Source organism: Paraburkholderia sp. BR14374 (assembly GCF_040948685.1).
Classification (GTDB): domain Bacteria; phylum Pseudomonadota; class Gammaproteobacteria; order Burkholderiales; family Burkholderiaceae; genus Paraburkholderia; species Paraburkholderia youngii.
Genome location: NZ_JBFPKF010000001.1, coordinates 146149 through 169231, shown reverse-complemented (window position 1 = coordinate 169231; position 23083 = coordinate 146149). Strand labels below are relative to the sequence as shown.

General features: G+C 64.0%; 26 protein-coding genes and 1 pseudogene. 6 read left to right on the top strand and 21 right to left on the bottom strand.

Annotation, left to right across the window (positions count from 1 at the left end):
* The first annotated feature begins 67 nt into the window (after positions 1 to 67).
* The gene (locus tag AB3X86_RS00765; RefSeq protein ID WP_368594566.1) at positions 68 to 817 is read left to right on the top strand and encodes a Fic family protein; all 750 of its coding nucleotides are present in this window, start codon (positions 68 to 70) and stop codon (positions 815 to 817) included.
* Positions 818 to 829: 12 nt separating this feature from the next.
* Here AB3X86_RS00765 and ureG read toward each other — a convergent pair whose 3' ends face one another.
* From ureG to AB3X86_RS00660, 21 genes and pseudogenes are all read right to left on the bottom strand, one after another.
* Positions 830 to 1492, bottom strand: a complete 663-nt coding sequence (gene ureG / locus AB3X86_RS00760) for an urease accessory protein UreG (protein ID WP_184227810.1) — start codon at positions 1490 to 1492, stop codon at positions 830 to 832.
* Between the two features lie 20 nt (positions 1493 to 1512).
* A complete protein-coding gene (locus tag AB3X86_RS00755; RefSeq protein WP_368594988.1) occupies positions 1513 to 2193 on the bottom strand; it encodes an urease accessory protein UreF in 681 nt (226 codons plus the stop codon).
* Positions 2180 to 2788 carry an urease accessory protein UreE gene (ureE, locus tag AB3X86_RS00750; RefSeq protein ID WP_368594565.1) on the bottom strand — a complete coding sequence of 203 codons (609 nt, stop codon included), beginning with the start codon at positions 2786 to 2788 and terminating at the stop codon, positions 2180 to 2182. The genes AB3X86_RS00755 and ureE overlap by 14 nt, the downstream gene beginning before the upstream one ends.
* A gap of 2 nt (positions 2789 to 2790) precedes the next feature.
* Entirely contained in the window at positions 2791 to 4497 is a 1707-nt protein-coding gene (gene ureC, locus AB3X86_RS00745) for an urease subunit alpha (protein ID WP_368594564.1), read from the bottom strand.
* A gap of 87 nt (positions 4498 to 4584) precedes the next feature.
* Positions 4585 to 4890 carry an urease subunit beta gene (locus AB3X86_RS00740; RefSeq protein WP_368594563.1) on the bottom strand — a complete coding sequence of 102 codons (306 nt, stop codon included), beginning with the start codon at positions 4888 to 4890 and terminating at the stop codon, positions 4585 to 4587.
* A gap of 25 nt (positions 4891 to 4915) precedes the next feature.
* The gene (locus tag AB3X86_RS00735; RefSeq protein WP_368594562.1) at positions 4916 to 5218 is read right to left on the bottom strand and encodes an urease subunit gamma; all 303 of its coding nucleotides are present in this window, start codon (positions 5216 to 5218) and stop codon (positions 4916 to 4918) included.
* Positions 5219 to 5327: 109 nt separating this feature from the next.
* Complete coding sequence (locus tag AB3X86_RS00730; RefSeq protein WP_368594987.1) at positions 5328 to 6140, bottom strand: transporter substrate-binding domain-containing protein; 813 nt, start codon at positions 6138 to 6140, stop codon at positions 5328 to 5330.
* Positions 6141 to 6355: 215 nt separating this feature from the next.
* Positions 6356 to 7225, bottom strand: coding sequence for an urease accessory protein UreD (locus AB3X86_RS00725; protein ID WP_176109349.1), 870 nt, complete (start codon positions 7223 to 7225; stop codon positions 6356 to 6358).
* A 72-nt stretch (positions 7226 to 7297) separates the two neighbouring features.
* Positions 7298 to 7495, bottom strand: coding sequence for a hypothetical protein (locus AB3X86_RS00720; RefSeq protein WP_176109348.1), 198 nt, complete (start codon positions 7493 to 7495; stop codon positions 7298 to 7300).
* A 59-nt stretch (positions 7496 to 7554) separates the two neighbouring features.
* Positions 7555 to 7914, bottom strand: coding sequence for a hypothetical protein (locus tag AB3X86_RS00715; RefSeq protein WP_368594561.1), 360 nt, complete (start codon positions 7912 to 7914; stop codon positions 7555 to 7557).
* Between the two features lie 151 nt (positions 7915 to 8065).
* Positions 8066 to 8758, bottom strand: a complete 693-nt coding sequence (gene urtE, locus AB3X86_RS00710) for an urea ABC transporter ATP-binding subunit UrtE (RefSeq protein WP_368594560.1) — start codon at positions 8756 to 8758, stop codon at positions 8066 to 8068.
* 50 nt (positions 8759 to 8808) lie between these two features.
* A complete protein-coding gene (urtD, locus tag AB3X86_RS00705; RefSeq protein WP_368594559.1) occupies positions 8809 to 9672 on the bottom strand; it encodes an urea ABC transporter ATP-binding protein UrtD in 864 nt (287 codons plus the stop codon).
* 10 nt (positions 9673 to 9682) lie between these two features.
* Positions 9683 to 10873 carry an urea ABC transporter permease subunit UrtC gene (gene urtC, locus AB3X86_RS00700; RefSeq protein WP_368594558.1) on the bottom strand — a complete coding sequence of 397 codons (1191 nt, stop codon included), beginning with the start codon at positions 10871 to 10873 and terminating at the stop codon, positions 9683 to 9685.
* A gap of 1 nt (position 10874) precedes the next feature.
* Positions 10875 to 12509, bottom strand: coding sequence for an urea ABC transporter permease subunit UrtB (urtB, locus tag AB3X86_RS00695; RefSeq protein ID WP_368594557.1), 1635 nt, complete (start codon positions 12507 to 12509; stop codon positions 10875 to 10877).
* 189 nt (positions 12510 to 12698) lie between these two features.
* A complete protein-coding gene (urtA, locus tag AB3X86_RS00690) occupies positions 12699 to 13997 on the bottom strand; it encodes an urea ABC transporter substrate-binding protein (protein ID WP_176109344.1) in 1299 nt (432 codons plus the stop codon).
* A 520-nt stretch (positions 13998 to 14517) separates the two neighbouring features.
* A complete protein-coding gene (locus AB3X86_RS00685) occupies positions 14518 to 14943 on the bottom strand; it encodes a hypothetical protein (protein WP_368594556.1) in 426 nt (141 codons plus the stop codon).
* Between the two features lie 45 nt (positions 14944 to 14988).
* Positions 14989 to 15105, bottom strand: a pseudogene (locus AB3X86_RS00680) (sulfurtransferase); the annotation flags it as partial.
* A 16-nt stretch (positions 15106 to 15121) separates the two neighbouring features.
* Positions 15122 to 15547 carry an STY0301 family protein gene (locus AB3X86_RS00675; protein WP_368594555.1) on the bottom strand — a complete coding sequence of 142 codons (426 nt, stop codon included), beginning with the start codon at positions 15545 to 15547 and terminating at the stop codon, positions 15122 to 15124.
* The gene (locus AB3X86_RS00670; protein WP_368594986.1) at positions 15541 to 15723 is read right to left on the bottom strand and encodes a BPSL0067 family protein; all 183 of its coding nucleotides are present in this window, start codon (positions 15721 to 15723) and stop codon (positions 15541 to 15543) included. The genes AB3X86_RS00675 and AB3X86_RS00670 overlap by 7 nt, the downstream gene beginning before the upstream one ends.
* A 249-nt stretch (positions 15724 to 15972) precedes the next feature.
* Positions 15973 to 16296 carry a rhodanese-like domain-containing protein gene (locus tag AB3X86_RS00665; RefSeq protein ID WP_018431735.1) on the bottom strand — a complete coding sequence of 108 codons (324 nt, stop codon included), beginning with the start codon at positions 16294 to 16296 and terminating at the stop codon, positions 15973 to 15975.
* 89 nt (positions 16297 to 16385) lie between these two features.
* The gene (locus AB3X86_RS00660; RefSeq protein WP_176121122.1) at positions 16386 to 17039 is read right to left on the bottom strand and encodes a protein-L-isoaspartate O-methyltransferase; all 654 of its coding nucleotides are present in this window, start codon (positions 17037 to 17039) and stop codon (positions 16386 to 16388) included.
* Positions 17040 to 17325: 286 nt separating this feature from the next.
* On the opposite strand from AB3X86_RS00660, the gene AB3X86_RS00655 reads away from it, so the two are divergent.
* The 5 genes from AB3X86_RS00655 (at position 17326) to AB3X86_RS00635 (ending at position 23080) form a co-directional block, all read left to right on the top strand.
* Positions 17326 to 18414, top strand: coding sequence for a LacI family DNA-binding transcriptional regulator (locus AB3X86_RS00655; protein ID WP_368594554.1), 1089 nt, complete (start codon positions 17326 to 17328; stop codon positions 18412 to 18414).
* A 3-nt stretch (positions 18415 to 18417) separates the two neighbouring features.
* Positions 18418 to 19905 carry a sugar ABC transporter ATP-binding protein gene (locus AB3X86_RS00650; protein ID WP_368594553.1) on the top strand — a complete coding sequence of 496 codons (1488 nt, stop codon included), beginning with the start codon at positions 18418 to 18420 and terminating at the stop codon, positions 19903 to 19905.
* Positions 19886 to 20899, top strand: a complete 1014-nt coding sequence (locus AB3X86_RS00645; protein WP_013088671.1) for an ABC transporter permease — start codon at positions 19886 to 19888, stop codon at positions 20897 to 20899. The genes AB3X86_RS00650 and AB3X86_RS00645 overlap by 20 nt, the downstream gene beginning before the upstream one ends.
* A 100-nt stretch (positions 20900 to 20999) precedes the next feature.
* The gene (locus tag AB3X86_RS00640; protein WP_368594552.1) at positions 21000 to 21962 is read left to right on the top strand and encodes a substrate-binding domain-containing protein; all 963 of its coding nucleotides are present in this window, start codon (positions 21000 to 21002) and stop codon (positions 21960 to 21962) included.
* A gap of 68 nt (positions 21963 to 22030) precedes the next feature.
* Positions 22031 to 23080, top strand: coding sequence for a sugar phosphate isomerase/epimerase family protein (locus AB3X86_RS00635; protein WP_368594551.1), 1050 nt, complete (start codon positions 22031 to 22033; stop codon positions 23078 to 23080).
* Positions 23081 to 23083: the final 3 nt, after the last annotated feature.

The following is a 23083-nucleotide window of genomic DNA, read 5'->3' as shown; positions in this document are numbered from 1 at the left end:
ATTCTCCGCACATTGGGGTTCTGCAAGCACCGGCCCTGCCATCTGAACTGCTTTCTCAACACCTGCGATGACGCTTTTCACCGAACTCGGTTTTCAATGGGATCGCGCTGCGGTTCCACAGGACATTCCGGTCCATTCGATCAAACGGGTGTGTTTCCGTTTTCATCGCATGCTGCCGGAATTCGTCTGGGATGCAAGCGTGCTCGAAGGGAATCCGTTTACGTTTCCCGAGGTTAAGACGCTTCTCGACGGCGTCACGGTTGGCGGACGGAAAATCTCCGACCAGGAACAGATCCTCAATCTCGCCGAGAGCTCGAAACGTTTGCTGCTGATCGTCCAAAACGGTCAGTTTGCACTCGACAAGGCGACTTTCTGCGACCTGCATCGCCTCGTCGCGCGTAACGAAGCGCTCGAATGGGGTGTTTTCCGCGGTGAAGGTGAAGAGACGCGCTATACGCCAGACGTCGCGTTGGGTGAGGCGGGGCGATATACGCCTTTGCCCACCGTGCCTGGTGCTCCAGAGCTCAACCGGGTTTTTGGCGCAGGTGTCCGCGCGCTCAGCCAAGAAGTTTCCAATCCATTCGAACGCGGCTGTGCGTTCTTCCTGTTCGGCGCGTTGCAGCAGTTTTTCTTCGACGGCAACAAGCGCACGTCGCGCTTCATGATGAACGGCGTGCTGATGGCGAACGGTATCGATGCGATCAGCGTGCCCGCTCAGCGCGCGGCCGAGTTCAACGAGAAGATGGTGCGCTTCTATCTGTCGAAGGATGGCAGCGAAATGATGGCATTCCTGCACGAATGCCATCCTGGCGAGTGACACGTCACTGGCTCACACCTTCAACAACCCCTTCTTCTCAATAAACTTCACCACCTCGTCGAGCCCCTCGAGCGCCTTCAGATTGCACATCACGAAGGGCCGCTCGCCGCGCATCTTCTTCGCGTCCGACGCCATCACGTCGAGATTCGCGCCCACCAGCGGCGCGAGATCGGTCTTGTTGATCACGAGCAGATCCGACTTCGTGATGCCGGGTCCGCCCTTGCGCGGGATCTTCTCGCCGCCCGCAACATCGATCACGTAGATCGTCAGGTCCGAGAGCTCCGGGCTGAAGGTTGCCGCGAGATTGTCGCCACCCGATTCGATGAACACGATGTCCGCGTCCGGAAAACGCGTGAGCATGCGCTCGACCGCTTCGAGGTTGATCGACGCGTCCTCGCGGATCGCCGTATGCGGGCAGCCGCCCGTCTCGACACCCATGATGCGCTCGGCCGGCAGCGCGCCCGCGACGGTCAGCAGACGCTGATCCTCTTTCGTATAGATGTCGTTCGTGATCGCGACGAGGTCGTACTGGTCGCGCATCGCCTTGCACAGCATTTCGAGCAGCGTGGTCTTGCCCGAACCGACCGGGCCGCCGACGCCCACGCGCAGCGGCGGCAGCTTCTTCGTGCGGGTCTGGGTCGCGGTATGAGAGGCCGGATGATGAGGTGCGTTCATGATGGACCGTAGAAATCGTGTTACGAGCGGAAGAGCCGCGAATACTGCGACTCGTGGCGCGCCGACAGAATGCCGAGCTGCGGTGCGAATGTGTTGAGGCCGTCACGCGAAATGGCGAGCGCACGCGCGACGGCTGCGTCGATTGGTTCGCGCAGCGCGACGATGATGCGCTGTCCCGCGAGCTGGCCGAGCGGCACCGCCTTCAACGCGGCGGCGGCCTGGTTCTCGACCCAGCTGAACGCGTAGGCGGCGAGCGCGGCATCGGTGGACGCATCGTGCGCGTAGGCGGCGAATGCGAACGCGCTCGGCAGCGCGAGCGGCGCGAGCGACGCGAGCGTTTCGCGCCTCGCCGCATCGCCCCATTCGAGCGACACGGACAACTGCCGCAGCGACCAACCCATCTGCTCGGTTTCGCGGCGCAGTTCGGCGGACTCGCGGCTCGCGAGGAATTCGGCGTTGGCGTCGGCGAGTTCGACGGCGTCGTGCGTGCGCCAGCGTTCGATCTGCTGCGCGAGGAACGGCAACTCGCCGCGCGCGAGCACGTCAGTCAGCCCGCACTCGATCCACGTACGCGCGGAGTCGGCGTCGGTGATGAGTTGCGCTTCGATCGCCGCTTCGAGACCCTGTGAATAGCTGAACGCGCCGATCGGCAGCGCCGGCGACGCGAGATGCAGCAGCGCGGTGAGTTCAGCGATGCGCATGGTGATGCGAGTGGTGCCCATGTCCGCACGATTCGTCGTGCACGTGGTCATGGTCGTGATCGTGCGAGTGCTCATGCCCATGATGCTCACCAAACACCTGTTGCGCGATCGCATAGTCCTCGGCGAACGTCTCGTCGTGCCCATGCTTGTGCCCGCCGCCATATGCACCGGCCTCAGGGTGAAACGGCAGCGACACCTGCTCGAGCGTCGCGCCGATGCGCTCGAGCATGTCGGCGAGCACCGGATCGTATTCGAGCTTCAGATAATCGGTGCCCACTTCGACCGGCGTATGACGATTGCCCAGGTGATACGCGGCGCGCGTCAACGTCAACGCGTCCGAAGCGCGTACCACAAGCACGGCTTCGTCAGCCGCGACGACACGCACGAGCGCGCCATCATCGGCGACGAGCACGTCGCCATCGCGCAGCACGGTGCCGCGCGGCAACAGCAAGGCGATTTCCTCGCCGTTATCGAGCGTCGCGGCAAGACGGCTCTTGCGACGTTCATCGAACGCGAGCGTCAATGTCGGCGCTCGCTTGACGAGTACGGGCGCAATCCTCAGATGCGGCGCGAGAAGTTTGTTCAGTGTACGCATGGTCAGAACAGGAAATAGCGTTGCGCCATCGGCAGCACGGTGGCCGGGTCGCAGGTCAGCAGCTGGCCGTCGGCGATCACCTGGTAGGTTTCCGGATCGACGCTGATGTTCGGGCGCCACGCGTTGTGAATCATGTCGGCCTTCGTCACGCTGCGGCAGTTCTTCACCGCGACGATGCGCTTTTCCAAACCATAGCGTTCGGCGACGTTCGCATCGGCGGCGAGTTGCGACACGAAGGTCAGCGACGTGCGACCCAGCGCGCCACCGCGCGTCGCGAACATCTCGCGATAATGCACGGGCTGCGGCGTCGGAATCGATGCATTCGGATCTCCCATCTGCGCCATCGCGATCATGCCGCCCTTCAGGATCAGCGACGGCTTGATGCCGAAAAACGCCGGCTCCCAGAACACCAGATCGGCCCACTTGCCAGGCTCGATCGAGCCGACCTCATGCGCGATGCCGTGCGTGATCGCCGGATTGATCGTGTACTTCGCGACGTAGCGCTTCGCGCGGAAATTGTCGCAACGCGCGTTGTCCTCGGGCAGCGCGCCGCGTTGCACCTTCATCTTGTGCGCGGTCTGCCACGTGCGGATGATCACTTCGCCGACGCGGCCCATCGCCTGCGAATCCGAAGATAGCATCGAAAGCGCGCCGAGATCGTGCAGGATGTCCTCGGCCGCGATCGTCTCGCGGCGAATCCGCGATTCGGCGAACGCGATGTCTTCCGCAATCGACGGATCGAGGTGATGGCACACCATCAGCATGTCGAGATGCTCGTCGAGCGTGTTGACCGTGTACGGCCGTGTCGGATTCGTCGACGACGGCAGCACGTTCGCTTCGCCGCACACCTTGATGATATCCGGCGCGTGGCCGCCGCCCGCGCCTTCGGTGTGATAGGTATGGATCGTGCGGCCCTTGAACGCGGCAACGGTCGTTTCGACGAAGCCCGCTTCGTTCAGCGTATCGGTGTGGATCGCGACCTGCGTGTCGGTATCGTCGGCGACGGAAAGACAGTTGTCGATCGCCGCGGGTGTCGTGCCCCAGTCCTCGTGCAGCTTCAGGCCGATCGCGCCAGCGGCGATCTGTTCGGTCAGCGGTGCCGGCTGGCTCACGTTGCCCTTGCCGAGAAAGCCGAGGTTCATCGGATAACCATCGGCCGCTTGCAGCATGCGTTCGAGATGCCACGGCCCCGGCGTGCAGGTCGTCGCATTCGTGCCGGTCGCGGGGCCGGTGCCGCCGCCGAGCATCGTCGTCACGCCGCTCGCGAGCGCTTCCTCGATCTGCTGCGGGCTGATGAAGTGGATGTGCGTATCGATGCCGCCCGCGGTCACGATCAGCCCTTCGCCCGCGATCACTTCGGTGGCCGCGCCGATCGCGATCGTCACGTTCGGCTGAATGTCGGGATTGCCCGCCTTGCCGATCGCCGCGATGCGGCCGTCCTTGATGCCGATGTCGGCCTTCACGATGCCCCAGTGATCGAGGATCACCGCATTCGTCACGACGGTATCCACGACCTCGGCATGCACGCGCTGCGATTGGCCCATGCCGTCGCGAATCACCTTGCCGCCGCCGAACTTGACCTCTTCGCCGTAGGTCGTGAAGTCGCGCTCGATCTCGATCAGCAGTTCGGTGTCGGCGAGGCGCACGCGGTCGCCGGTGGTGGGGCCGAACATCTCCGCGTACGCGCGGCGGCCAATGCGTAGTGTCATGGTGTGGGTCCGGAGTGAGCTACAAGCGGGCTACAAGCAACGTATGGCCGAGCAGGGTGGTCGAATCGCCAGGGCGCGGGCAGCGCATCACAGCTTGCCCATCACCTTGCCGTTGAAGCCGTACACGATGCGCTCGCCCGCCACCGCGACGAGTTCGACCGTGCGCTCCTGGCCGGGCTCGAAGCGCACCGCGGTACCCGCCGCGATATTCAGCCGAAAGCCGCGCGCTGCTTCGCGATCGAATGACAGCGCGTCGTTCACTTCGTAGAAGTGGTAATGCGAGCCGATCTGCACGGGACGGTCGCCGGTATTCGACACGACCAGCGTGAGCGTCGCGCGGCCCGCGTTCAGTTCGTGCTCGCCGTCGTCGATGAGGAGTTCGCCGGGAATCATGGGGCCTGCCTTGACGAAGAGGACTTCAGGGAATCGGATGATGGACGGTGACGAGCTTGGTGCCGTCGGGGAACGTCGCTTCGACCTGGATGTCGGGGATCATTTCGGGGACCCCCTCCATCACGTCGGCGCGCGTGAGCAGCGTGGTGCCGTGGTGCATCACCTCGGCGACGCTCTTGCCGTCGCGCGCGGCTTCCATCAGCGCGGCGGTGATGAAGGCGACCGCCTCCGGATAGTTCAGCTTGAGGCCGCGCGCACGGCGCCGTTCGGCGAGCAGCGCGGCGGTGAAGATCAGCAGCTTGTCCTTCTCGCGAGGTGTCAGCTTCATCGGGTGTGGATCTCGGCGTTGATTTGTCGTGGCGGCGTGGTCGTCGCGCCATCAGCCGGTCACGGTATCAAGCCCGGCTAACGGCGCGCTTACAGTCGTGCTTGCAGGATCACAGATCGGCAGGCAGCGGTGCGCCGAACCACTTCTTCGACATCGCACCGAGCGTGCCGTCCTGCTTTGCCTGCGCGATCGCGGCATCGACCTTCTGTTGCAGACGCGGCTCGTTTTTATTCATGCCGACGAAGCACGGCGAGTTCTTGATCACGAACTTCGGTTCTGGACGGCGCGGCGGATTTTTCGCGAGGATCGCGGCCGCGACGATGTTGCCGGCCGCGATCAGCTGCACCTGGCCGGACAGGAACGCGGCGATCGTCGCGTTGTTGTCCTCGAAGCGTTTGATCGTCGCGTTCGGCGCCATCTGCGTGAGACCGATTTCCTCGAGCGCGCCGCGCGTCGCGCCGACGGTCTTGCCTGTCAGATCGGCAGGACCGCTGACCTTGATATCGGCGGGACCGAACACGCCCTGGTAGTACGGCGCGTACGCGCTCGAGAAGTCGATTACTTTCTCGCGCTCAGGCGTTTTGCCGAGCGACGAGATCACGAGATCGACCTTGCCCGTTTGCAGATACGGAATGCGGTTCGCGCTGTTGACCGGCACCAGTTCGAGCTTCACGTTCATCGCTTTGGCGAGCAGCGCGGCCGTGTCGATGTCGTAGCCCTGCGGCTTCATGTCGGGACCGACCGAGCCGAACGGCGGATAGTCTTCGGGCACGGCGACCTTCAGCACGCCGGCCTTGGCGATGTTGTCGAGCGTGTCGGCGTGCGCGGCGCCCGCATGAAACGCGAGGTCGGCGACGATGGGCAGGGCGAGCAATGCGGCCAGCAAGGTGCGGCGCGCGGAGCGGGAGAAGGTGCGGGTCATCGGCGTGAGCGGTGGTGGTGTCGTTGGGGTCGGGTCGTCGCTGGCTTCTTCGTGTCCGGTGGCGAAGTGGCGAATCCAACGCAAACTGTGTGCCATCGCGCTGGGCTGTGGCTGGGCGGCACGCTACGCCGGTTCGCGCACATGGTTGGGGCGCGCGCGTGCGCCGCCTTGGTGCGCGAAGAGGGTGATGAAGGCGAAAGAAGGAAGCCGCGCGCTCAGGTCGACCAGATCCGCAACGGCACCGCCGCGACACCATGCACGACCGGCCGCAATTGCAGCCAGCAGCGCGTGAGCGCGTGCTGCAGCGTTTCCATCGAGCGCGACACCGCGCGCACGAGCAGTACGCCGTTGGTCACGCACGAGGCTGCCGCTCGCAACGTGTCGTCGAACGGCAGTTGCGCGGTGAGCGACTCGGCGAGCGCGTCGTCGCAAGCGGCGCCTACGGCCCACAGCGTGCCGTAGGCCGGAAAGCCGGCGAGACCCTGCGGCGCGTCGCGCAGCGGATCGTCGGCGCTGAGAGTCGCGCGTTCGAACCACAGCAGCTCGCCATTCGCGCCGACGATGCGCGACACCGCGCGCAAGCTACCCGCCGACCAGCGTTCGCCGGCCGCCTGGCGTCCGAGCTGCGTCGCGTCCCAGCCGATCGCGCTCGCGCCGGCGCCGAGCGTCAGCGAAAAATCGAGTTGCGCGTTCGCGTGATCGAACACGATGTTGTTTTGCGGCAGCCAGTCGAGCTTCGCCTGTTCGCCGACCCTGAGCGCGATGCACTGCCGCGCCGCGCGGCCATTCGACTTGTACCACTTGGTTGCGCCCGGCGTCGTCAGCACCGCATGTGTGTGCGCGGCGAGCGTGATGTCGATGTCGAGCTGATCGCCACCCGCGACGCCGCCGGGGGGATGCACGATCACCGCGTGACAGATCGCCGGGCCTTCCGGATAGAGCGGCCGTTGCACGCGCAGCGGCCCATCGTGAAGCCGGTGGGCGAGCGTCGTGCGAGCGTCGCCGCCGACGAAGCCGAGTTCGAGTCGCGCGCGCCACGAGGAGTGCGCGGCGGCGAGCGAGGCGTGATTTTCGTGGAGCGACATGCGGATGAAAGGGGGAACCGGCGTGCGGCGAGGATAGCACGCGGTCGCGGCGCGAGAGCCGCGCGCTAGCGACTACGACGCAGTGCCTTCAGGCGAGGCCTCGGTCACCGACAGCACCTTGATGCCCTCCCACTGCGGATGCAGCAGCCGCAGCAACGCGACGATCGCGCGCGGGGTGTTTTCCTGGACGGTCAACGAGTCGCTGCCTGTCTCGATTGCTTTCTTGCCATGTCGGCAGTACTGATACTCGACGTGAACCGTCACGGACATGCTTTTCTCCCTTCTTTAATGATGTTGTGTTGCTAACCTGGTTTTTACTGCGGCAGTGTCTAGCGCACGCGGGTCGGCGCGGCGTGATCGTCCACGCCGCGTTCCGCGCGATTGATGAACCCGCAGTCGAGCAAGAGCTGACAGAAAGCTTCCGGCGAACACGACGGACCGGTCGTCTCAGCCATTCTCGCGAGGACGTCCTGGAACGACGCAAGCACGTGCCAGCTGTCGTAGTACGCGTGCAGCTGGGGCGCGAGCTCGTTGCCGAGCTTCTCGCAGCGCACCGACAGCATGCCGACCGTACCGCCGCTGTCCACCTCGAATAAACCGAAGGTGACCGCCGACACCACGTTCATCACCCTGCAATAGGAGGCTGGGTTCCTGTAAAACTCGCGTCTGACCTGCTTGTTGTCGTCCATGGTGTCCACCTCGTCGAACCGTTGCGGCGCTGCCTAGCCTATGTAACGGTTGCGCGGCGGATAACTTGAGTGGTGAGCTTCAGTCGCATCAGACGGGGCCGACGGCGCGGGCCGCAAGCTTTCTAATGGCTGTTGCAGATTGAAGAAACGCTTACACGGCAATCAAACCCCGCACTCCATCGGCATCCATGTTCGCCCCTTCACCGCCCGCGATGATTTCGCCGCGACTCATCACCCAGTAACGATCGGCGATCGCTTTGGCGAAATCGTAGTACTGCTCGACGAGCAGCACCGTCATGCCCATGTCCTCGACGAGCTGCCGCAGCGTGCGGCCGATGTCCTGAATGATCGACGGCTGGATGCCCTCGGTCGGCTCGTCGAGGATCAGCAGTTGCGGCTCGCTCATCAGCGCGCGGCCGATCGCGAGCTGTTGCTGCTGACCGCCGGACAGATCGCCGCCGCGCCGGTTGCGCATGTCCTCCAGCACCGGGAACAGCTCGTAGATGCGATCGGGGATTTTCTTCGGCGACTTTCTGCTGGCGGCGCCCACCAGCAGGTTTTCCTCGACGGTCAAGCGCGGAAAAATATCGCGGCCCTGCGGCACGTAGGCGAGCCCCTGGGCGACGCGCGCATGCGTGGGTAGTTTCATCAGCGGTTCGCCGCGCCACGCGATCGCACCGCTCTTCGCGGGCACGACGCCCATCAGGCAGCGCAGCAGCGTGGTCTTGCCGACGCCGTTGCGCCCTAGCAGCACCGTCAGCTTGCGGTCGGGCACCGTGAGCTTCACGTCGCGCAGAATATGGCTGCCGCCGTAGTACTGGTTCAGTCGGTCTACTTCGAGCATGGTTCAGTCATCCTGTCGGGTGGACGATGCGGTACCGCCTCGAGCTGCAATCAGCGGCCGAGATAAGACTCGATCACGGTCTCATCGCGCTTCACTTCGTCGAGCGTGCCGTGCGCGAGCAGGCGGCCTTCGGCCATCACCGTCACCTTGCCCGTGTCGCCCGCGAGCGCCGCGACGAACTCCATGTCGTGCTCGACGACCATCATCGAGCAGGTGCCGCGCAGGTGGTTGAGCAATTCGGCGAGCTGCATGGTTTCGTCGTCGGTCATACCGGCCGCGGGTTCGTCGAGCAGCAGCAGCGCTGGGCGTTGCATGAGCAGCATGCCGATTTCGAGGCGCTGCTTCTGGCCGTGCGATAGCTCGCCGGCGAGCCTGCGCGCTTCGCTTTCCAGCCCGATCAGCGCGAGCGTTTGCTCGATGCGCGCCTGCGCGTCGCGATCGAGCCGCGCGCGCAGCGACGCCCACCAGCCCTTGTCGGTTTTCATCGCGAGTTCGAGGTTTTCCCACACCGGATGCTGCTCGAATACGGTCGGCTTCTGGAACTTGCGGCCGATGCCGGCGCGCGCGATCGCCGGTTCGTTCATCCGCGTCAGATCGATCGACTGGCCGAGAAACACCTTGCCGTGATCGGGTGCGGTCTTGCCCGTGATCACGTCCATCATCGTCGTCTTGCCCGCGCCATTCGGGCCGATGATGCAGCGCAGTTCGCCCGCGTCGATCGCGAGCGATAACGCGTTGAGTGCGCGAAAGCCGTCGAAGCTGACGGTCACGTCTTCGAGGTACAGGATCGTGCCGTGCGATATGTCGATCTCGCCGGGCACGACCGTGTGCCCCATGCTCGCGACGCCGCTCAGCGAGCGTTCCGGCGGTGCTTCGGGCAAATCCAGATCGGGAACCATCGGGTTTTCGTTCATCAGCGGTTCCTCAGCGGTTTCTTTTACGCGTCAGCAGATCGGCGAGACCCATGATGCCGTTCGGCAGCAGCAACGGCACCAGCACGAAGATCAGGCCGAGAAAGAACAGCCAGTATTCGGGGAAGTTCGCCGTAAAGAAGCTCTTCGCGCCGTTCACCGCGAACGCGCCGATGATCGGTCCGATCAGTGTGCCGCGTCCGCCGACCGCCACCCAGATCGCCATTTCGATCGAGTTGCCCGGCGACATCTCGCCCGGATTGATGATGCCGACCTGCGGCACGTACAACGCGCCCGCGATGCCGCACAGCACCGCCGACACGGTCCACACGAACAGCTTGTACGCGAGCGGGCTGTAGCCGAGAAACATCAGCCGCGTTTCGCCGTCGCGCACTGCGGTCACGACACGGCCGAGCTTCGACGTGACGATCGCGCGCGCGCCGATGAACGCGGCGATCAGCACCGCGAACGTGATCAGCAGCAATACGGCGCGGGTGCCCTGATGCGTGATCGGAAAACCGCCGATGCGCTTGAAGTCGGTAAAGCCGTTATTGCCGCCAAAGCCCGTTTCGTTGCGATAGAACAGCAGCATCGCGGCGAAGGTCATCGCCTGCGTGATGATCGACAGATACACGCCCTTCACGCGCGAACGGAACGTGAAGAAGCCGAACACCCACGCGACCACGGCCGGCACCAGCACGACGAGCAGCAGCGCGTAGCCGAGATGCTGCGTGCCTTGCCAGTACCACGGCAACTGGTGCCAGTCGAGAAACACCATGAAGTCGGGCAGATCGCTGCCGTACTTGCCGTCGTGACCGATCGCGCGCATCAGGTACATACCGATCGCATAGCCGCCGAGCGCGAAGAACAACGCGTGGCCCAGACTCAGGATGCCGCAGTAGCCCCACACCAGATCGAGCGCCAGCGCGGCGATCGCATAGCACATGAACTTGCCGGTCAGCGTCATCGCGTACGCGGACAGATGCAAGGCGCTCGTTTGCGGAATCACCAGCGCGGCGAACGGCACGCCGAGGCCGACCACGATGATCAACGCGATCAGCGCGAGCCACGCGCGACGCGACAGCAACGCGGGCCGCGGTGGCAGGCCGAGCGCAAAGCCGGTGTTGAACTCGCGCGCGGCGCCGGCACCTGCGCGCGACGATGTCGCGGAAGAGGGGTTCGCCGATGAAGTAGCCGATGCCATCTCATGCCTCCGCGCTGCGTCCCTTCAAGGCGAACATGCCCTGCGGACGCTTCTGGATGAACAGCACGATCAGCACGAGTACCGCGATCTTCGCGAGCACCGCGCCCCAGAACGGTTCGATCGCCTTGCTGACGAGCCCGAGGCCGAAGCCGCCGAGCACAGTACCCGCAAGCTGGCCGACACCGCCTAGCACGACCGCCATGAAGGAATCGATGATGTAGCTCTGGCCAAGGTCGGGCCCGACATTGCCGATCTGCGACAGCGCGCAGCCGCCGAGCCCGGCGATGCCCGCGCCGAATGCGAACGCATACGAATCGACGCGCGCGGTTTTTACGCCGACGCACGCGGCCATCCGGCGGTTCTGGGTGACCGCGCGCACGAACAGACCCAAGCGCGTGCGCGTGAGCACGGCCCACGCGATCGCGACGACGATCAGCGAGAACGCGAGAATCGCGAGCCGGTTGTACGGCAGGATCAGGTTCGGCAGGACGGTGACGCCGCCGCTCATCCACGACGGATTGACGACCTGGACGTTCTGCGCGCCGAACAGCATGCGGGTCGCCTGAATCAGAATCAGGCTCACGCCGAAGGTGGTCAGCAGCGTTTCGAGCGGGCGGCCGTACAGATGCTTCAATACGAGCCGCTCGAGCACGATGCCGACCAGCGCGGCCGCGACGAAGGAGGCCGGTATCGCGAGGAGCGGATACCAGTCGAACGCGTTGGGCGCGAAGCGCTGAACGAGGTTCTGCACGACGTAGGTCGCGTAGGCGCCGATCATCAGGAATTCGCCGTGGGCCATGTTGATCACGCCGATCAGCCCATACGTGATTGCGAGGCCGAGCGCGGCGAGCAGCAGCACGCTGCCGAGCGACAGCCCGGCGAACAGCGTGCCCGCGATCTGGCTGCGGCGCTGGATCGCATCGAGCTCGTCGATGCCGCTTTGCGCGGCCGCGCGCACGCGTTCGTCGGTTTCGACATACGTGCCGTCGCCTTTCTTCGCGACTAGCGGGCGCAGCAACTCGTTCATTTCGAGGTCGTGGCGCGCGGCGACCAGTTGCACGGCTTCGAGACGCTTCGAAGGGTCCGGGTCGTGCAATGCGCTCATCGCCCAAAGCGTGTCGAGACGCTTCTTCAGCGCGGGATCGGTTTCTTTGGCGCGGGCGGCGTCCACCAGCGGTTTGATCGATGGATCGGGGTTTTGCAGCAGCGCATCGATGGCGGCTGCGCGTGTCGCCTGATCGGGCGACGCGAGTTGCAGACCCGACAGCGCGCCCGCTACTTTCGAGCGCAGCAGATTGTTCAGCGTGATGGGTTGCCCGTCGCTCGCGGCGACCGGTTGGCCGGTGACGGCATCGCGGGTGGCGTCGCCGTCCTGCAGCAGTACCGCGCCTGAGTCGGTGGCGAGCGCGCTGTCGTCGGCGAGGGCCTTCAGCACCGCGAGCGACGCGGTATCGTGCGTGGCGATCAGTTTGTCGATCGCGGCGGACTTCGCCTCGAAGTCGTCGCCGGCGAGCGGCGCGACGTCGGCCTGGGTCAGCGCGAATGCGGCGCCCGGCGCGGCGGCGAGAAGGACCGCGAGCGGCAGCACGAGCGCCGCGCTGCGTCGTCGTACGGAAGTCGGAAATGAAAACGCCATGATGGCCTTTTGCACTGGATTGAATCGATGAGCCGCTCGGGCGCGCGAGGGTGCCGCCGCGGCTTCAGGGAGGCGCCGCCGCGCGTGCGCTGCGCGTGCCGGTACGCAGGCCGCACGTCGCGGCACGCGGCTGCTGTGGCGAGACACGCGCGGTTCGCCGCGCGCCGCGGTGCGATTCACGCCGACACGTCACGCGACGCGCGAGCGCCGCAGGAACGCCGGAATCGAGCTGACGACATCCGGCTTGCCCGCATTGCCGGCGATGAACGGGCTCCACGGTTGCGCGCGGATCGGCCCCTTGGTACGCCACACGACGTTGAACTGGCCATCCGCGCGTACCTCGCCGATCATCACCGGCTTGTGCAGATGGTGGTTGCCGTCCATCTCCAGCGTGAAGCCCGACGGTGCCGCGAAGGTCTGCCCGACCATCGCGACGCGCACCTTGTCGACGTCGGTGCTCTTTGCTTTCTCGACCGCCTGCTTCCACATATGGATGCCGACGAAGGTCGCCTCCATCGGATCGTTGGTCACGCGCTTCGTGCCACCCGGCAGGTTGTTGTCCTTGACCCACGTGGCCCATTGCTTCTTGAACTTCTCGTTGGACGGGTTGCGCACCGACATGAAGTAGTTCCAGGCAGCGAGATTGCCGACGAGCGGCTTCGTGTCGATGCCGCGCAGTTCCTCTTCGCCGACCGAGAACGCGACGACCGGCACATCCGACGCCTTCAGCCCCTGGTTGCCGAGTTCCTTGTAGAACGGCACGTTCGAATCGCCGTTCACGGTCGAGATCACCGCGGTCTTGCCGCCTTGCGAGAAGGTCTTGATGTTGGCGACGATGGTCTGATAGTCGCTGTGACCGAAAGGCGTATAGACCTCCTGAATGTCGGCTTCCTGCACGCCCTTCGATTTGAGGAATGCGCGCAGGATCTTGTTGGTCGTGCGCGGATACACATAGTCGGTGCCGAGCAGGAAGAAGCGCTTCGCGCCGCCGCCTTCGGCGCTCATCAGGTATTCGGTCGCGGGAATCGCCTGCTGGTTAGGAGCTGCGCCCGTATAGAACACGTTGCGCGACATTTCCTCGCCTTCGTACTGCACCGGATAGAACAGCAGGCCGTTCAGTTCCTCGAACACCGGCAGCACCGACTTGCGCGACACCGAGGTCCAGCAGCCGAACACGACCGCGCATTTGTCCTGCGTGAGAAGCTGGCGCGCCTTCTCGGCGAACAGCGGCCAGTTCGACGCCGGGTCGACGACCACCGGCTGGATCTGACGGCCCATCACACCGCCGTTCTTGTTGATGTCGGCGATCGTCATCAACGCGGTGTCTTTCAGCGAGGTCTCGGAGATCGCCATCGTGCCGGACAGCGAATGCAGGATGCCCACCTTGATCGGACCGCTATCGGACTGCGCGTGCGCGAACGGCACGCGGCCCGCGAGCGCGAGCGCGCCGGACATGGAGCCGTACTTCAACAGACTGCGACGTTTCATGTGCTTTCCCCTTGTCATCGATGGTCACTGTTTATGAGCGCCGATTTCAGCCAGCCTGGCTGAGCTCGCACGGCTTGCCGCTCGTCTACTGCAAGGCACATGCCATGTGATGCGTTCGACGCAATGCGCGTGCGATGCCTGTGGTGGCGCGGTTATGGGCGCGGGGGTGGCGACACGGTCCATCGATGGCACGGCGCGAAACTGGTGCAGTCGCGCGCGGCGCGCCTCGTTCGGGTGCGCGTCGCGCCGCGACGAAGCGTGCTTCGACGCCAGCGAAGCGTCGCTGGCGCAGGGGGTGCATCGGCGGTGCATCGGCGCCCCATGAGACGCCGCGCTTTTGTGCATGGCGTGGGCGTTGCCCACACCGGAACGCCAGTGATACTGAATGCTGGTCAGGGAGACCGGACATGATCGAACGCGCCGCGGTTGCTCGCGAGCGCGAAAGGGATGTACTACACGACGATCACTTTGGGCTATTCAGCTCGAAGATCTTTAGGAAGCGGTGTGTCATGCAATGAGCTTAGTCTGGTCCTGCCATTAAACACGACAAAACTTGCCGTTCGGGTAACGGGGAATTTTTCCAATCTGGCAAATCCCTTTTTTGAAATCTTTCCAAGGACTGGTAACCACTCACATTCCAGTTGTGACGACTTGCTTGCTCAGCTTCCACAATCTTGAATCGACACTGATGACCTGGATTTTTCAAGTGAAAGACAATGCGTCTTTGCTCATCGCTGAAATTCTTTTCCAATATTTCGTAGCGTGTTGGCTTACAGAAGCTATACGTTGAATTCCATTCAATTGTGTTAGCTCGCACGTAGAGCGCACCGGAACACGCACGACCTGTTCCCTCAAAATCCCCTTTAAAGCCGCCTTCGGCGCCAATCGCTATATTTGATATGCTGTAAAGAATGATGCACATCGCCGTAATTTTCACTGAGCACATAATTTAGTCTTGCGCCGCTTTAACGCGCTACCTTCGCGCCAAACCTCAATAAGTCAGAACCGACGGATCGACCTCACGCGACCATGCGTCTATCCCACCTTGCAGATTGAACACGTGGGCATGTCCGCAGGATTCGAGGAACATCGCGACCTGCGCGATGCGCTGCTCGTGAGCATAACTACTCGCAGCTAATCTTCTTGACGACTCCAGCCGGGCCATAAACAAGCTGGCATTCTTTATAGGAAGCGGGTAGTTGCCTTGTAAGGACGATGCCAGTGCCCTCATATCGACACCCGAGCCAGACCGGGATACCGCTTGGTCGAAAGCGCCACCGGGCTATTCGGTCGTGGCCTGTCAAGGCTGTGTCGCTAGTAGGGACGATGCTTGCGTTCTTTTTAGAATCATCATCGAAGAATGTTATCCCCTGCAAAAAGCGAGGTGACTTATCCAACTGGGGAATCCATTCTTGGGATATCGGTTGACTCAATGACTCATTGACTGAAATTGATGGCAAGCACGTCAATTCTTTTGCGCAAGCCTGATTCGCGAGAGCGGCGCCAAGTGACACGATTACCGCTACCGCAAAGAGATTGGATTTCACCATTCGATCACTGATAAAGCATTCGCATCGTTGCTCAAGCCACCGGAATGCGGGTGCCAATATAAAGTTCGCCGGTGTACCTGATTCTGACTGTTCCACTGATTCATGACCTGAGTACCACTAGCGTCCTGTTCGAGATAGATAGCAGCGTGTTTTGCCCGTGCTCCCGTGTTGCGGATACCGGCCGCTCACAAACGTGTCTCGTCGTGTCTTGAAAGCCTCGAAGGCTACGCGCGAAACTCCACCGTACATATGGGCATATTCCGAAAAGATATGGCTGAATAACGCGTCAGCAAAAACAAAGACCCCGCAAGCCAAAACCTTGGCTTGCGGGGTCCTTGCCCCCATCCAGGCACAGCACAAAAGAAAAACGGCGCAAGGACCATCAGCCCTTGCGCCGCTTCAACGCGCTACCTTCGCGCCGAACCTCAATAAGTCGGAACCGACGGATCGACCTGTCGCGACCACGCATCGATCCCACCTTGCAGATTGAACACATTGGTGTGTCCGCGCGATTCGAGGAACATCGCGACCTGCGCACTGCGCGCGCCGTGATGGCAAATGCAGACGATCTGCGCGTCGTCATCGAGTTCTTCGCTGCGCGCAGGAATCTCGCGCATCGGAATCGACACGACGCCGGCCATCGACGCGGTTTGCAGTTCCCACGGCTCGCGCACGTCGAGCAGCACGGGTGCGGGACGCGAGGTATCGGCGAGCCATTCGGCGAGTGCGGGAGCGGTCAGATTTTGCATCAGCGAGACATCCAGTTCGTGGGACGGTGGGCTTGCTCGCCGCCCGTCCAGATCAACAATACAACTCGAAGCGCAGCGAAAACCGCCGCTTAGAACCTGAACCGCGCCGGCTGCACTGCATTGGCGAGCGGCTCGACATAGGTTTCGAACACGTCGGAGATGCGGTATTGCTTCTCGTCGATGCGCGTGATGATTTGCGCCTTCATCACCGGCGCGCTGCCGACGAACGCCGCGAGACGGCCGCCGACCTTCAGCTGTTCGAGGATTTCCTGCGGCAGCACCGGCAGACCGCCCGACACGCAGATCACGTCGTACGGCGCCGCGCCGCTCCAGCCGCGCGAAGCGTCGCCGGTCACGACTTCGACGTTCAGCACGCCGTTGGCGATCAGGTTGCTCTTCGCAAGCTCGGCCAGTTCCGGTTCGATGTCGACGCTCAACACGTGTTGCGCGCGATGCGCGAGCAGCGCCGCCATGTAACCCGAACCCGCGCCGATTTCGAGCACGCTTTCATGCTTCTTCACCGCCAGCTCCTGCAGCACGCGCGCCTCGACGCGCGGCGCCAGCATGTGCTGGCCGGCCGGCAGCGGCACTTCGAAGTCGGCGAAAGCGAGGTCGCGGTAAGCGGCGGGGACGAATTTCTCACGTTTGACGATCGACAGCAGATTCAGCACGTCCTGGTCGAGCACTTCCCAGGGGCGGATCTGCTGTTCGATCATGTTGAAACGCGCTTGCTCGATGTTCATGGTGGATTCGGCGGTTTTGGTTTGGCGAGCGGGCGACGATTGCCGCTGACTTTTGTCCTGACCCGGCCACGGCGGATGCTGTCGGCCGCGGCTTCCGAAAGGCGTTCGCTTGGCAAGCCGCGTCAGGAGAACTGCGGGATTGTACCAAATGACGGACTTGCGCCGGACGCTCGCGGGCAAGTGCCAGGCCGGCCCGCCCCCGTGTTAATCCCTAGCGATCCGGGCTTGCGATTCGCATCGCCATCGCCACAAAATGTAATCGATTACATTTTTGCTGCGAGGTCGTGTGTCCCGAACGCCGTCCCGATCGTCGCCGGCCGCGTCGTCCGGCGCGAGCAGTCAACCGCTACGTCAGACGCCGAGGCACTCGCCGCGCACGGCCGATGAGCCGTCGATCGCCGGCGTGGCCGAGCAGGCGGGCGTGTCGGTCGCGACGGTGTCGCGCGTGCTGAACGGCCACGACAATGTGCGGCCCACCACGCGCGACAAGGTGCTCGCCGCGATCGACGCGAGCGGCTACCGCGTCAACGAACTCGCGCGCAATCTGCGCACCGCCGAAAGCCGCCTGCTGCTGACGATGGTGCCGGACTTCGGCAATCCGTTTTACGCGGAGATCGTGCGCGGCATCGACAGCGTCGCGCGTCAGCACGGCTACTTCATGCTGCTATGTGACACCGGCGCGGACCCGGGCCGCGAGCGCAGCTACTTCGACATGCTGCGGCGTCGCCGCGCGGACGGCGCGATCTGCCTCGATCCGGCGACGATCCAGCAGGCGCTCGGCGAGGCGTCGCAGGCGCTGCCGTGGGTCGCGTGCTGCGAGTTCGATCCGGAGATGGGCGTGCCGTACGTCGGCATCGACAACTATCGCGCGGCCGGCGACGCGGTGCGCCATCTGCTCGCGCGCGGTCACCGGCGCATCGGCCTGATCAATTCCGACGTCGACTATCTGTATGCGCGCCAGCGTCAGCAAGGCTACCTCGACGCGTTGAGGGACGCGGGCATCGCGCCCGATCCGCGCTGGCGCATGAATCTGAACAGCCTCGATTACGAGGCGGGCGCGTCCGCCGCAGCCGGGTTGATGCAGCGGTCCGATGCGCCGAGCGCGATTTTCGCGGTGTCGGACACGCTCGCGATCGGCGTGATCCACGGCTTGCGCAGCGTCGGCAAGCGCGTGCCCGACGACGTCGCGGTGGCCGGCTTCGACGACATCTCGCTCGCCGCGCAGATCGATCCGCCGCTCACGACGATCGCGCAGCCGATGCGCGAGCTCGGCGAGACCGCCGCGCGTTTGCTGCTGCAGCGTCTCGCGAATCCGCAGGCCAACGTGCCGGGCGTGCTGCTGCCGCATCGTCTGGTGATTCGTGGGAGCGCGTGAACCATGAGCCTTGCGATCCGCTTCGACGACATCCGCAAGGACTTCGGCCCGGTGCGCGTGCTGCACGGCGTGAGCTTCGAGCTGGCGCCCGGCCGCATCTACGGTCTGCTCGGCGAGAACGGCGCGGGCAAATCGACGCTGATGAAAATCCTCGCCGGTTATGAAGCGGCAACCTCGGGCAGCGTGCTGGTCGATGGCCACGCGCAGCGCTTCGCCGGTTCGCGCGACGCCGAGGCACAGGGCATCGTGCTGATCCACCAGGAATTCAACCTCGCCGAGCATCTGACGATCGCGCAGAACATGTACCTCGGCCACGAGAAGCGCCGCGGCTGGTTCGTCGACGATGCCGCGATGCGCAGCGACGCCGCGCGCTATCTCGCGCAGGTCGGGCTCGAGCGCGCGCCGGACACGAAAGTGCGCGAGCTGATCGTCGCGGAAAAGCAGATGGTCGAGATCGCGAAGGCGCTGTCGCGCCGCGCGCGTCTGTTGATCATGGACGAGCCGACCGCGACGCTGACGCCCGCCGAAACCGAGCGGCTCTTTGCGCTGATGCTGAAGCTGAAGGCCGATGGCGTGACGATCGTCTACATCTCGCACAAGCTCGATGAAGTGGAGCGCATCACCGACGAAGTGATCGTGATGCGCGACGGCCGCTTCGTCGCGCGCGGTCAAACCTCGGGGCTCGCGCGTCAGCAGATGGCGAACCTGATGGTCGGACGCGACGTGTCCGACATGTTCCCCGACAAGCAGACGGTGCCCGCCGACACGCCGGTCGCATTGCGTGTGAACGGCCTGACGGTGCCCGACTGGGTCGAGGATCTGAGCTTCGACGTGCGCGCGGGCGAAGTGCTCGGCTTCGCGGGCCTCGTCGGCGCAGGCCGCACCGAGGCGTTCGAGGCAATCATCGGCTTGCGCAAACGCACCGGCGGCACGATCGAAATCGCCGGCCGGTCCGTCGATCTGAAGAACCCGCGCGACGCGATGCGCCACGGTCTCACCTATCTGAGCGAGGACCGCAAGGGCAAAGGCCTTCATGTCAACATGAGCCTGCAGGACAACGTCACGCTGATGACGCTCGAACGCTACGCGCATCCGCTGCTCGATCTGAAAGCGGGACGCGCGGCGTTGCAGAAGGCCGTCGGCGAATTCGGCATACGCACCGGCGACCTGTCGAGCCGCGCGCGCATGCTGTCGGGCGGCAACCAGCAGAAGCTCGCGCTCGCGAAGTTCCTGCAGCCCGACCCGAACGTGATCGTGCTCGACGAACCGACGCGCGGCGTCGACGTCGGCGCGAAACGCGACATCTACTTCCTGATTCATCGTCTCGCCGCGCAGGGCCGCGCGGTGATCGTCATTTCATCCGAACTGATCGAGCTGATCGGCTTGTGCCATCGCGTCGCCGTGATGCGCGCGGGACACCTGCAAGCGACGCTGACGCTCGAGCATCTGACCGAAGAGGAGTTGATCGCTCATGCGACCGGCACCCACTGAAGCCGTGCAATCACGGCGCGCGCTGCGCGTCGCGCAGCGGCTCTACACGCTCGGGCCGCTCGCCGGGCTGATCGTGCTGTGCATCGTCGGCACGCTGCTCAACCGCGACTTCGCGACGCTCGACAACCTGATGAACGTGCTCACGCGCACGTCGTTCATCGGCATCATCGCGGTCGGCATGACCTTCGTGATCATCTCGGGCGGCATCGATTTGTCGGTCGGCTCGATGGCCGCGTTGATCGCCGGCATCATGATCTGGCTGATGAACGGGCTCGCGGCCGGTGCTACCGGTCATGCGTTGCCGCCGTTGCTGATCGTGACGATCGGCATCGTCGCGGCGTTCGTGCTCGGCGCGCTGTTCGGCTGCGCGCATGGGCTGCTGATCACCAAAGGGCGCATCGAGCCGTTCATCGTCACACTCGGCACGCTGGGGATTTTCCGCGCGGTGCTGACATGGCTCGCCGATGGTGGCGCGCTGACGCTCAACGATTCTCTCTCGAATCTGTATGGTCCCGTCTATTACGCGAGCCTGTTCGGTGTCCCGGTCCCGATCTGGGTGTTCCTCGTGGTCGCGGCGGGCGGCGCGCTGATCCTCAATCGCACCGCGTTCGGCCGGCACGTGCAGGCGATCGGTTCGAACGAGCAGGTCGCGCGTTACGCGGCGATTCGCGTCGATACGGTCAAGATCGTCACGTACGTGCTGCTCGGAATCTGCGTAGGCGTGGCTACCGTGCTCTACGTGCCGCGCCTCGGCTCCGCCACGCCGACCACCGGCCTGTTGTGGGAGCTCGAAGCGATCGCGTCGGTGGTGGTCGGCGGCACCGCGCTCAAGGGCGGCGAGGGACGTGTGATCGGCACCGTGATCGGCGCGATCCTGCTGTCGGTGATCGCGAACATCCTGAACCTGACCAGCATCATCAGCGTGTATCTGAACGCGGCGGTGCAGGGCGTGGTGATTATTTTCGTCGCGTTCGTGCAGCGCGGGCGGCGGTAGACGTGCGTTTCAAGCAGGTGTAGCAAGGCAGGCGCGGTAAACCAACGGCAGGTCCGAAAAATCGGGGCGAGCGAACGCCTCTTGATTGGAGACACACACCATGAAGCAAGTCATTCGAGCGATCGGCGCCGGCGTGCTGGCGTTGGGGATGCTGGGCACGAGCGGCGCGGCGCGCGCCGACGACAAGGTCACGCTGGGCGTCGCGATTCCGACGGCCGATCACGGCTTTACCGGCGGCATCGTCTGGTGGGCGAACAAGGCGAAGGAGGATCTGGAAAAGGCGCATCCCGATCTGAAAGTGATCGTGAAGACCGCGGCCAATGCGCCCGAGCAGGCGAACCAGTTGCAGGATCTGGTGACCGTCAACAAGATCAATGCGCTCGTGATCTTCCCGTATGAATCGGCGACGCTGACGCAACCGGTCGAGCAGGTGAAGCGCAAGGGCGTGTACGTGACGGTGGTCGATCGCGGTCTGACGAACACCAGTGCGCAGGATGCCTACGTGGCCGGCGACAACACCGCGTTCGGCAAGATTCCGGCCGAGTACCTGGCGAAGGCGCTCGACGGCAAGGGCAACGTCGTCGCGCTGCGCGGCATTCCGACCACGCTCGACAACGAGCGCTGGACCGCTTTCACCGGCGTGCTGAAGAACTACCCGGACATCAAGATTCTCGACGCGAAGTACGCGAACTGGAATCGCGACGACGCGTTCAAGGTGATGCAGGACTACCTGACGCGCTTCAAGCACATCGACGCCGTGTGGGCCGCCGACGACGACATGGCGGTCGGCGTGCTGAAGGCGATCGATCAGGCCAAGCGCAACGACATCAAGATCGTGTTCGGCGGTGCGGGCTCGAAGGGCATGGTGAAGAACGTGATGGACGGCGCGCCGATGATCAAGGCCGACGTGTCGTACTCGCCGAAATTCATCTACGACGCGATCAAGCTGACAGCCGAAGCTCGGCTGAAGGGCGACAAGCTGCCGCCCACGACGATCATTCCGTCGGTGCTGATCACGAAGGAAAACGCCCAGCAGTTCTATTTCCCCGACTCGCCGTTCTGAGCGGCGCTCCGAGCATCGTCTAACGCGCGCGGGTGCGGCCCGCGCGCAACGTTCGAGGAACCGTAAAGATGAAAACCACCAAAGGGCCGGCGATTTTTCTCGCGCAGTTCATGGGCGACGACGTGCCGTTCGACAACCTCGCACATCTCGCCGAATGGGCCGCGGGTCTCGGCTTCAAGGGCATCCAGGTGCCGTGCGACCCGCGCCTGATCGACCTCGAGAAAGCGGCCGCGAGCGACGCGTATTGCGACGAATTGCGCGAGACGGTCGACAACGCGGGCGTCGCGATCACCGAACTATCGACGCATCTGCAGGGCCAACTGGTCGCCGTGCATCCCGCATACGACACGCTGTTCGACGGCTTCGCCGCGCCGCACGTGCGCGGCAAGCCGGCGGCGCGCACCGAGTGGGCGATCGCGCAGATGAAGCTCGCGGCGCAGGCGTCGCGTCGCTTGGGCCTGAGCACGCATGTGTCGTTTTCGGGGGCGCTCGCGTGGCCGTATATCTACCCTTGGCCGCAGCGGCCGGCCGGTCTCGTCGAAACTGCGTTCGACGAACTCGCGCGCCGCTGGACGCCGATTCTCGATACGTTCGACGCGGCCGGCGTCGACGTCTGCTACGAACTGCATCCGGGCGAAGACCTGCACGACGGCGTGACGTTCGAGCGCTTTCTCGCGTCGGTCAAACAGCATTCGCGCGCGAACATCCTGTACGACCCGAGCCATTTCGTGCTGCAGCAGCTCGACTATCTCGCGTTCATCGATATCTATCACGAGCGCATCAAGGCGTTTCATGTGAAGGACGCGGAGTTCCGTCCCACCGGCAAGCAGGGCGTGTACGGCGGCTATAGCGGCTGGGTCGAACGCGCGGGGCGCTTTCGTTCGCTCGGCGATGGGCAGATCGACTTCGGCGCGATCTTCTCGAAGATGGCGCAGTTCGATTTTCCGGGCTGGGCCGTGCTCGAATGGGAATGCGCGTTGAAGCATCCGCACGACGGCGCGCGCGAAGGCGCGGAGTTCATTCGTCGGCACATCATCCGCGTGGCCGAGCGCGCATTCGATGACTTCGCGGGCAGCGGTGTCGATACCGCGCAGTTGAAGAGCGTGCTGGGCATCTGACAT

Coding starts and splice junctions, on each gene's coding strand:
- AB3X86_RS00765 (WP_368594566.1), top strand. CDS start 68: ATGACGCTTTTCACCGAACTCGGTTTTCAATGGGATCGCGCTGCGGTT.
- ureG (WP_184227810.1), bottom strand. CDS start 1,492: ATGAACGCACCTCATCATCCGGCCTCTCATACCGCGACCCAGACCCGC.
- AB3X86_RS00755 (WP_368594988.1), bottom strand. CDS start 2,193: ATGCGCATCGCTGAACTCACCGCGCTGCTGCATCTCGCGTCGCCGGCG.
- ureE (WP_368594565.1), bottom strand. CDS start 2,788: ATGCGTACACTGAACAAACTTCTCGCGCCGCATCTGAGGATTGCGCCC.
- ureC (WP_368594564.1), bottom strand. CDS start 4,497: ATGACACTACGCATTGGCCGCCGCGCGTACGCGGAGATGTTCGGCCCC.
- AB3X86_RS00740 (WP_368594563.1), bottom strand. CDS start 4,890: ATGATTCCCGGCGAACTCCTCATCGACGACGGCGAGCACGAACTGAAC.
- AB3X86_RS00735 (WP_368594562.1), bottom strand. CDS start 5,218: ATGAAGCTGACACCTCGCGAGAAGGACAAGCTGCTGATCTTCACCGCC.
- AB3X86_RS00730 (WP_368594987.1), bottom strand. CDS start 6,140: ATGACCCGCACCTTCTCCCGCTCCGCGCGCCGCACCTTGCTGGCCGCA.
- AB3X86_RS00725 (WP_176109349.1), bottom strand. CDS start 7,225: ATGTCGCTCCACGAAAATCACGCCTCGCTCGCCGCCGCGCACTCCTCG.
- AB3X86_RS00720 (WP_176109348.1), bottom strand. CDS start 7,495: ATGTCCGTGACGGTTCACGTCGAGTATCAGTACTGCCGACATGGCAAG.
- AB3X86_RS00715 (WP_368594561.1), bottom strand. CDS start 7,914: ATGGACGACAACAAGCAGGTCAGACGCGAGTTTTACAGGAACCCAGCC.
- urtE (WP_368594560.1), bottom strand. CDS start 8,758: ATGCTCGAAGTAGACCGACTGAACCAGTACTACGGCGGCAGCCATATT.
- urtD (WP_368594559.1), bottom strand. CDS start 9,672: ATGAACGAAAACCCGATGGTTCCCGATCTGGATTTGCCCGAAGCACCG.
- urtC (WP_368594558.1), bottom strand. CDS start 10,873: ATGGCATCGGCTACTTCATCGGCGAACCCCTCTTCCGCGACATCGTCG.
- urtB (WP_368594557.1), bottom strand. CDS start 12,509: ATGGCGTTTTCATTTCCGACTTCCGTACGACGACGCAGCGCGGCGCTC.
- urtA (WP_176109344.1), bottom strand. CDS start 13,997: ATGAAACGTCGCAGTCTGTTGAAGTACGGCTCCATGTCCGGCGCGCTC.
- AB3X86_RS00685 (WP_368594556.1), bottom strand. CDS start 14,943: ATGTGCTCAGTGAAAATTACGGCGATGTGCATCATTCTTTACAGCATA.
- AB3X86_RS00675 (WP_368594555.1), bottom strand. CDS start 15,547: ATGGTGAAATCCAATCTCTTTGCGGTAGCGGTAATCGTGTCACTTGGC.
- AB3X86_RS00665 (WP_018431735.1), bottom strand. CDS start 16,296: ATGCAAAATCTGACCGCTCCCGCACTCGCCGAATGGCTCGCCGATACC.
- AB3X86_RS00660 (WP_176121122.1), bottom strand. CDS start 17,039: ATGAACATCGAGCAAGCGCGTTTCAACATGATCGAACAGCAGATCCGC.
- AB3X86_RS00650 (WP_368594553.1), top strand. CDS start 18,418: ATGAGCCTTGCGATCCGCTTCGACGACATCCGCAAGGACTTCGGCCCG.
- AB3X86_RS00645 (WP_013088671.1), top strand. CDS start 19,886: ATGCGACCGGCACCCACTGAAGCCGTGCAATCACGGCGCGCGCTGCGC.
- AB3X86_RS00640 (WP_368594552.1), top strand. CDS start 21,000: ATGAAGCAAGTCATTCGAGCGATCGGCGCCGGCGTGCTGGCGTTGGGG.
- AB3X86_RS00635 (WP_368594551.1), top strand. CDS start 22,031: ATGAAAACCACCAAAGGGCCGGCGATTTTTCTCGCGCAGTTCATGGGC.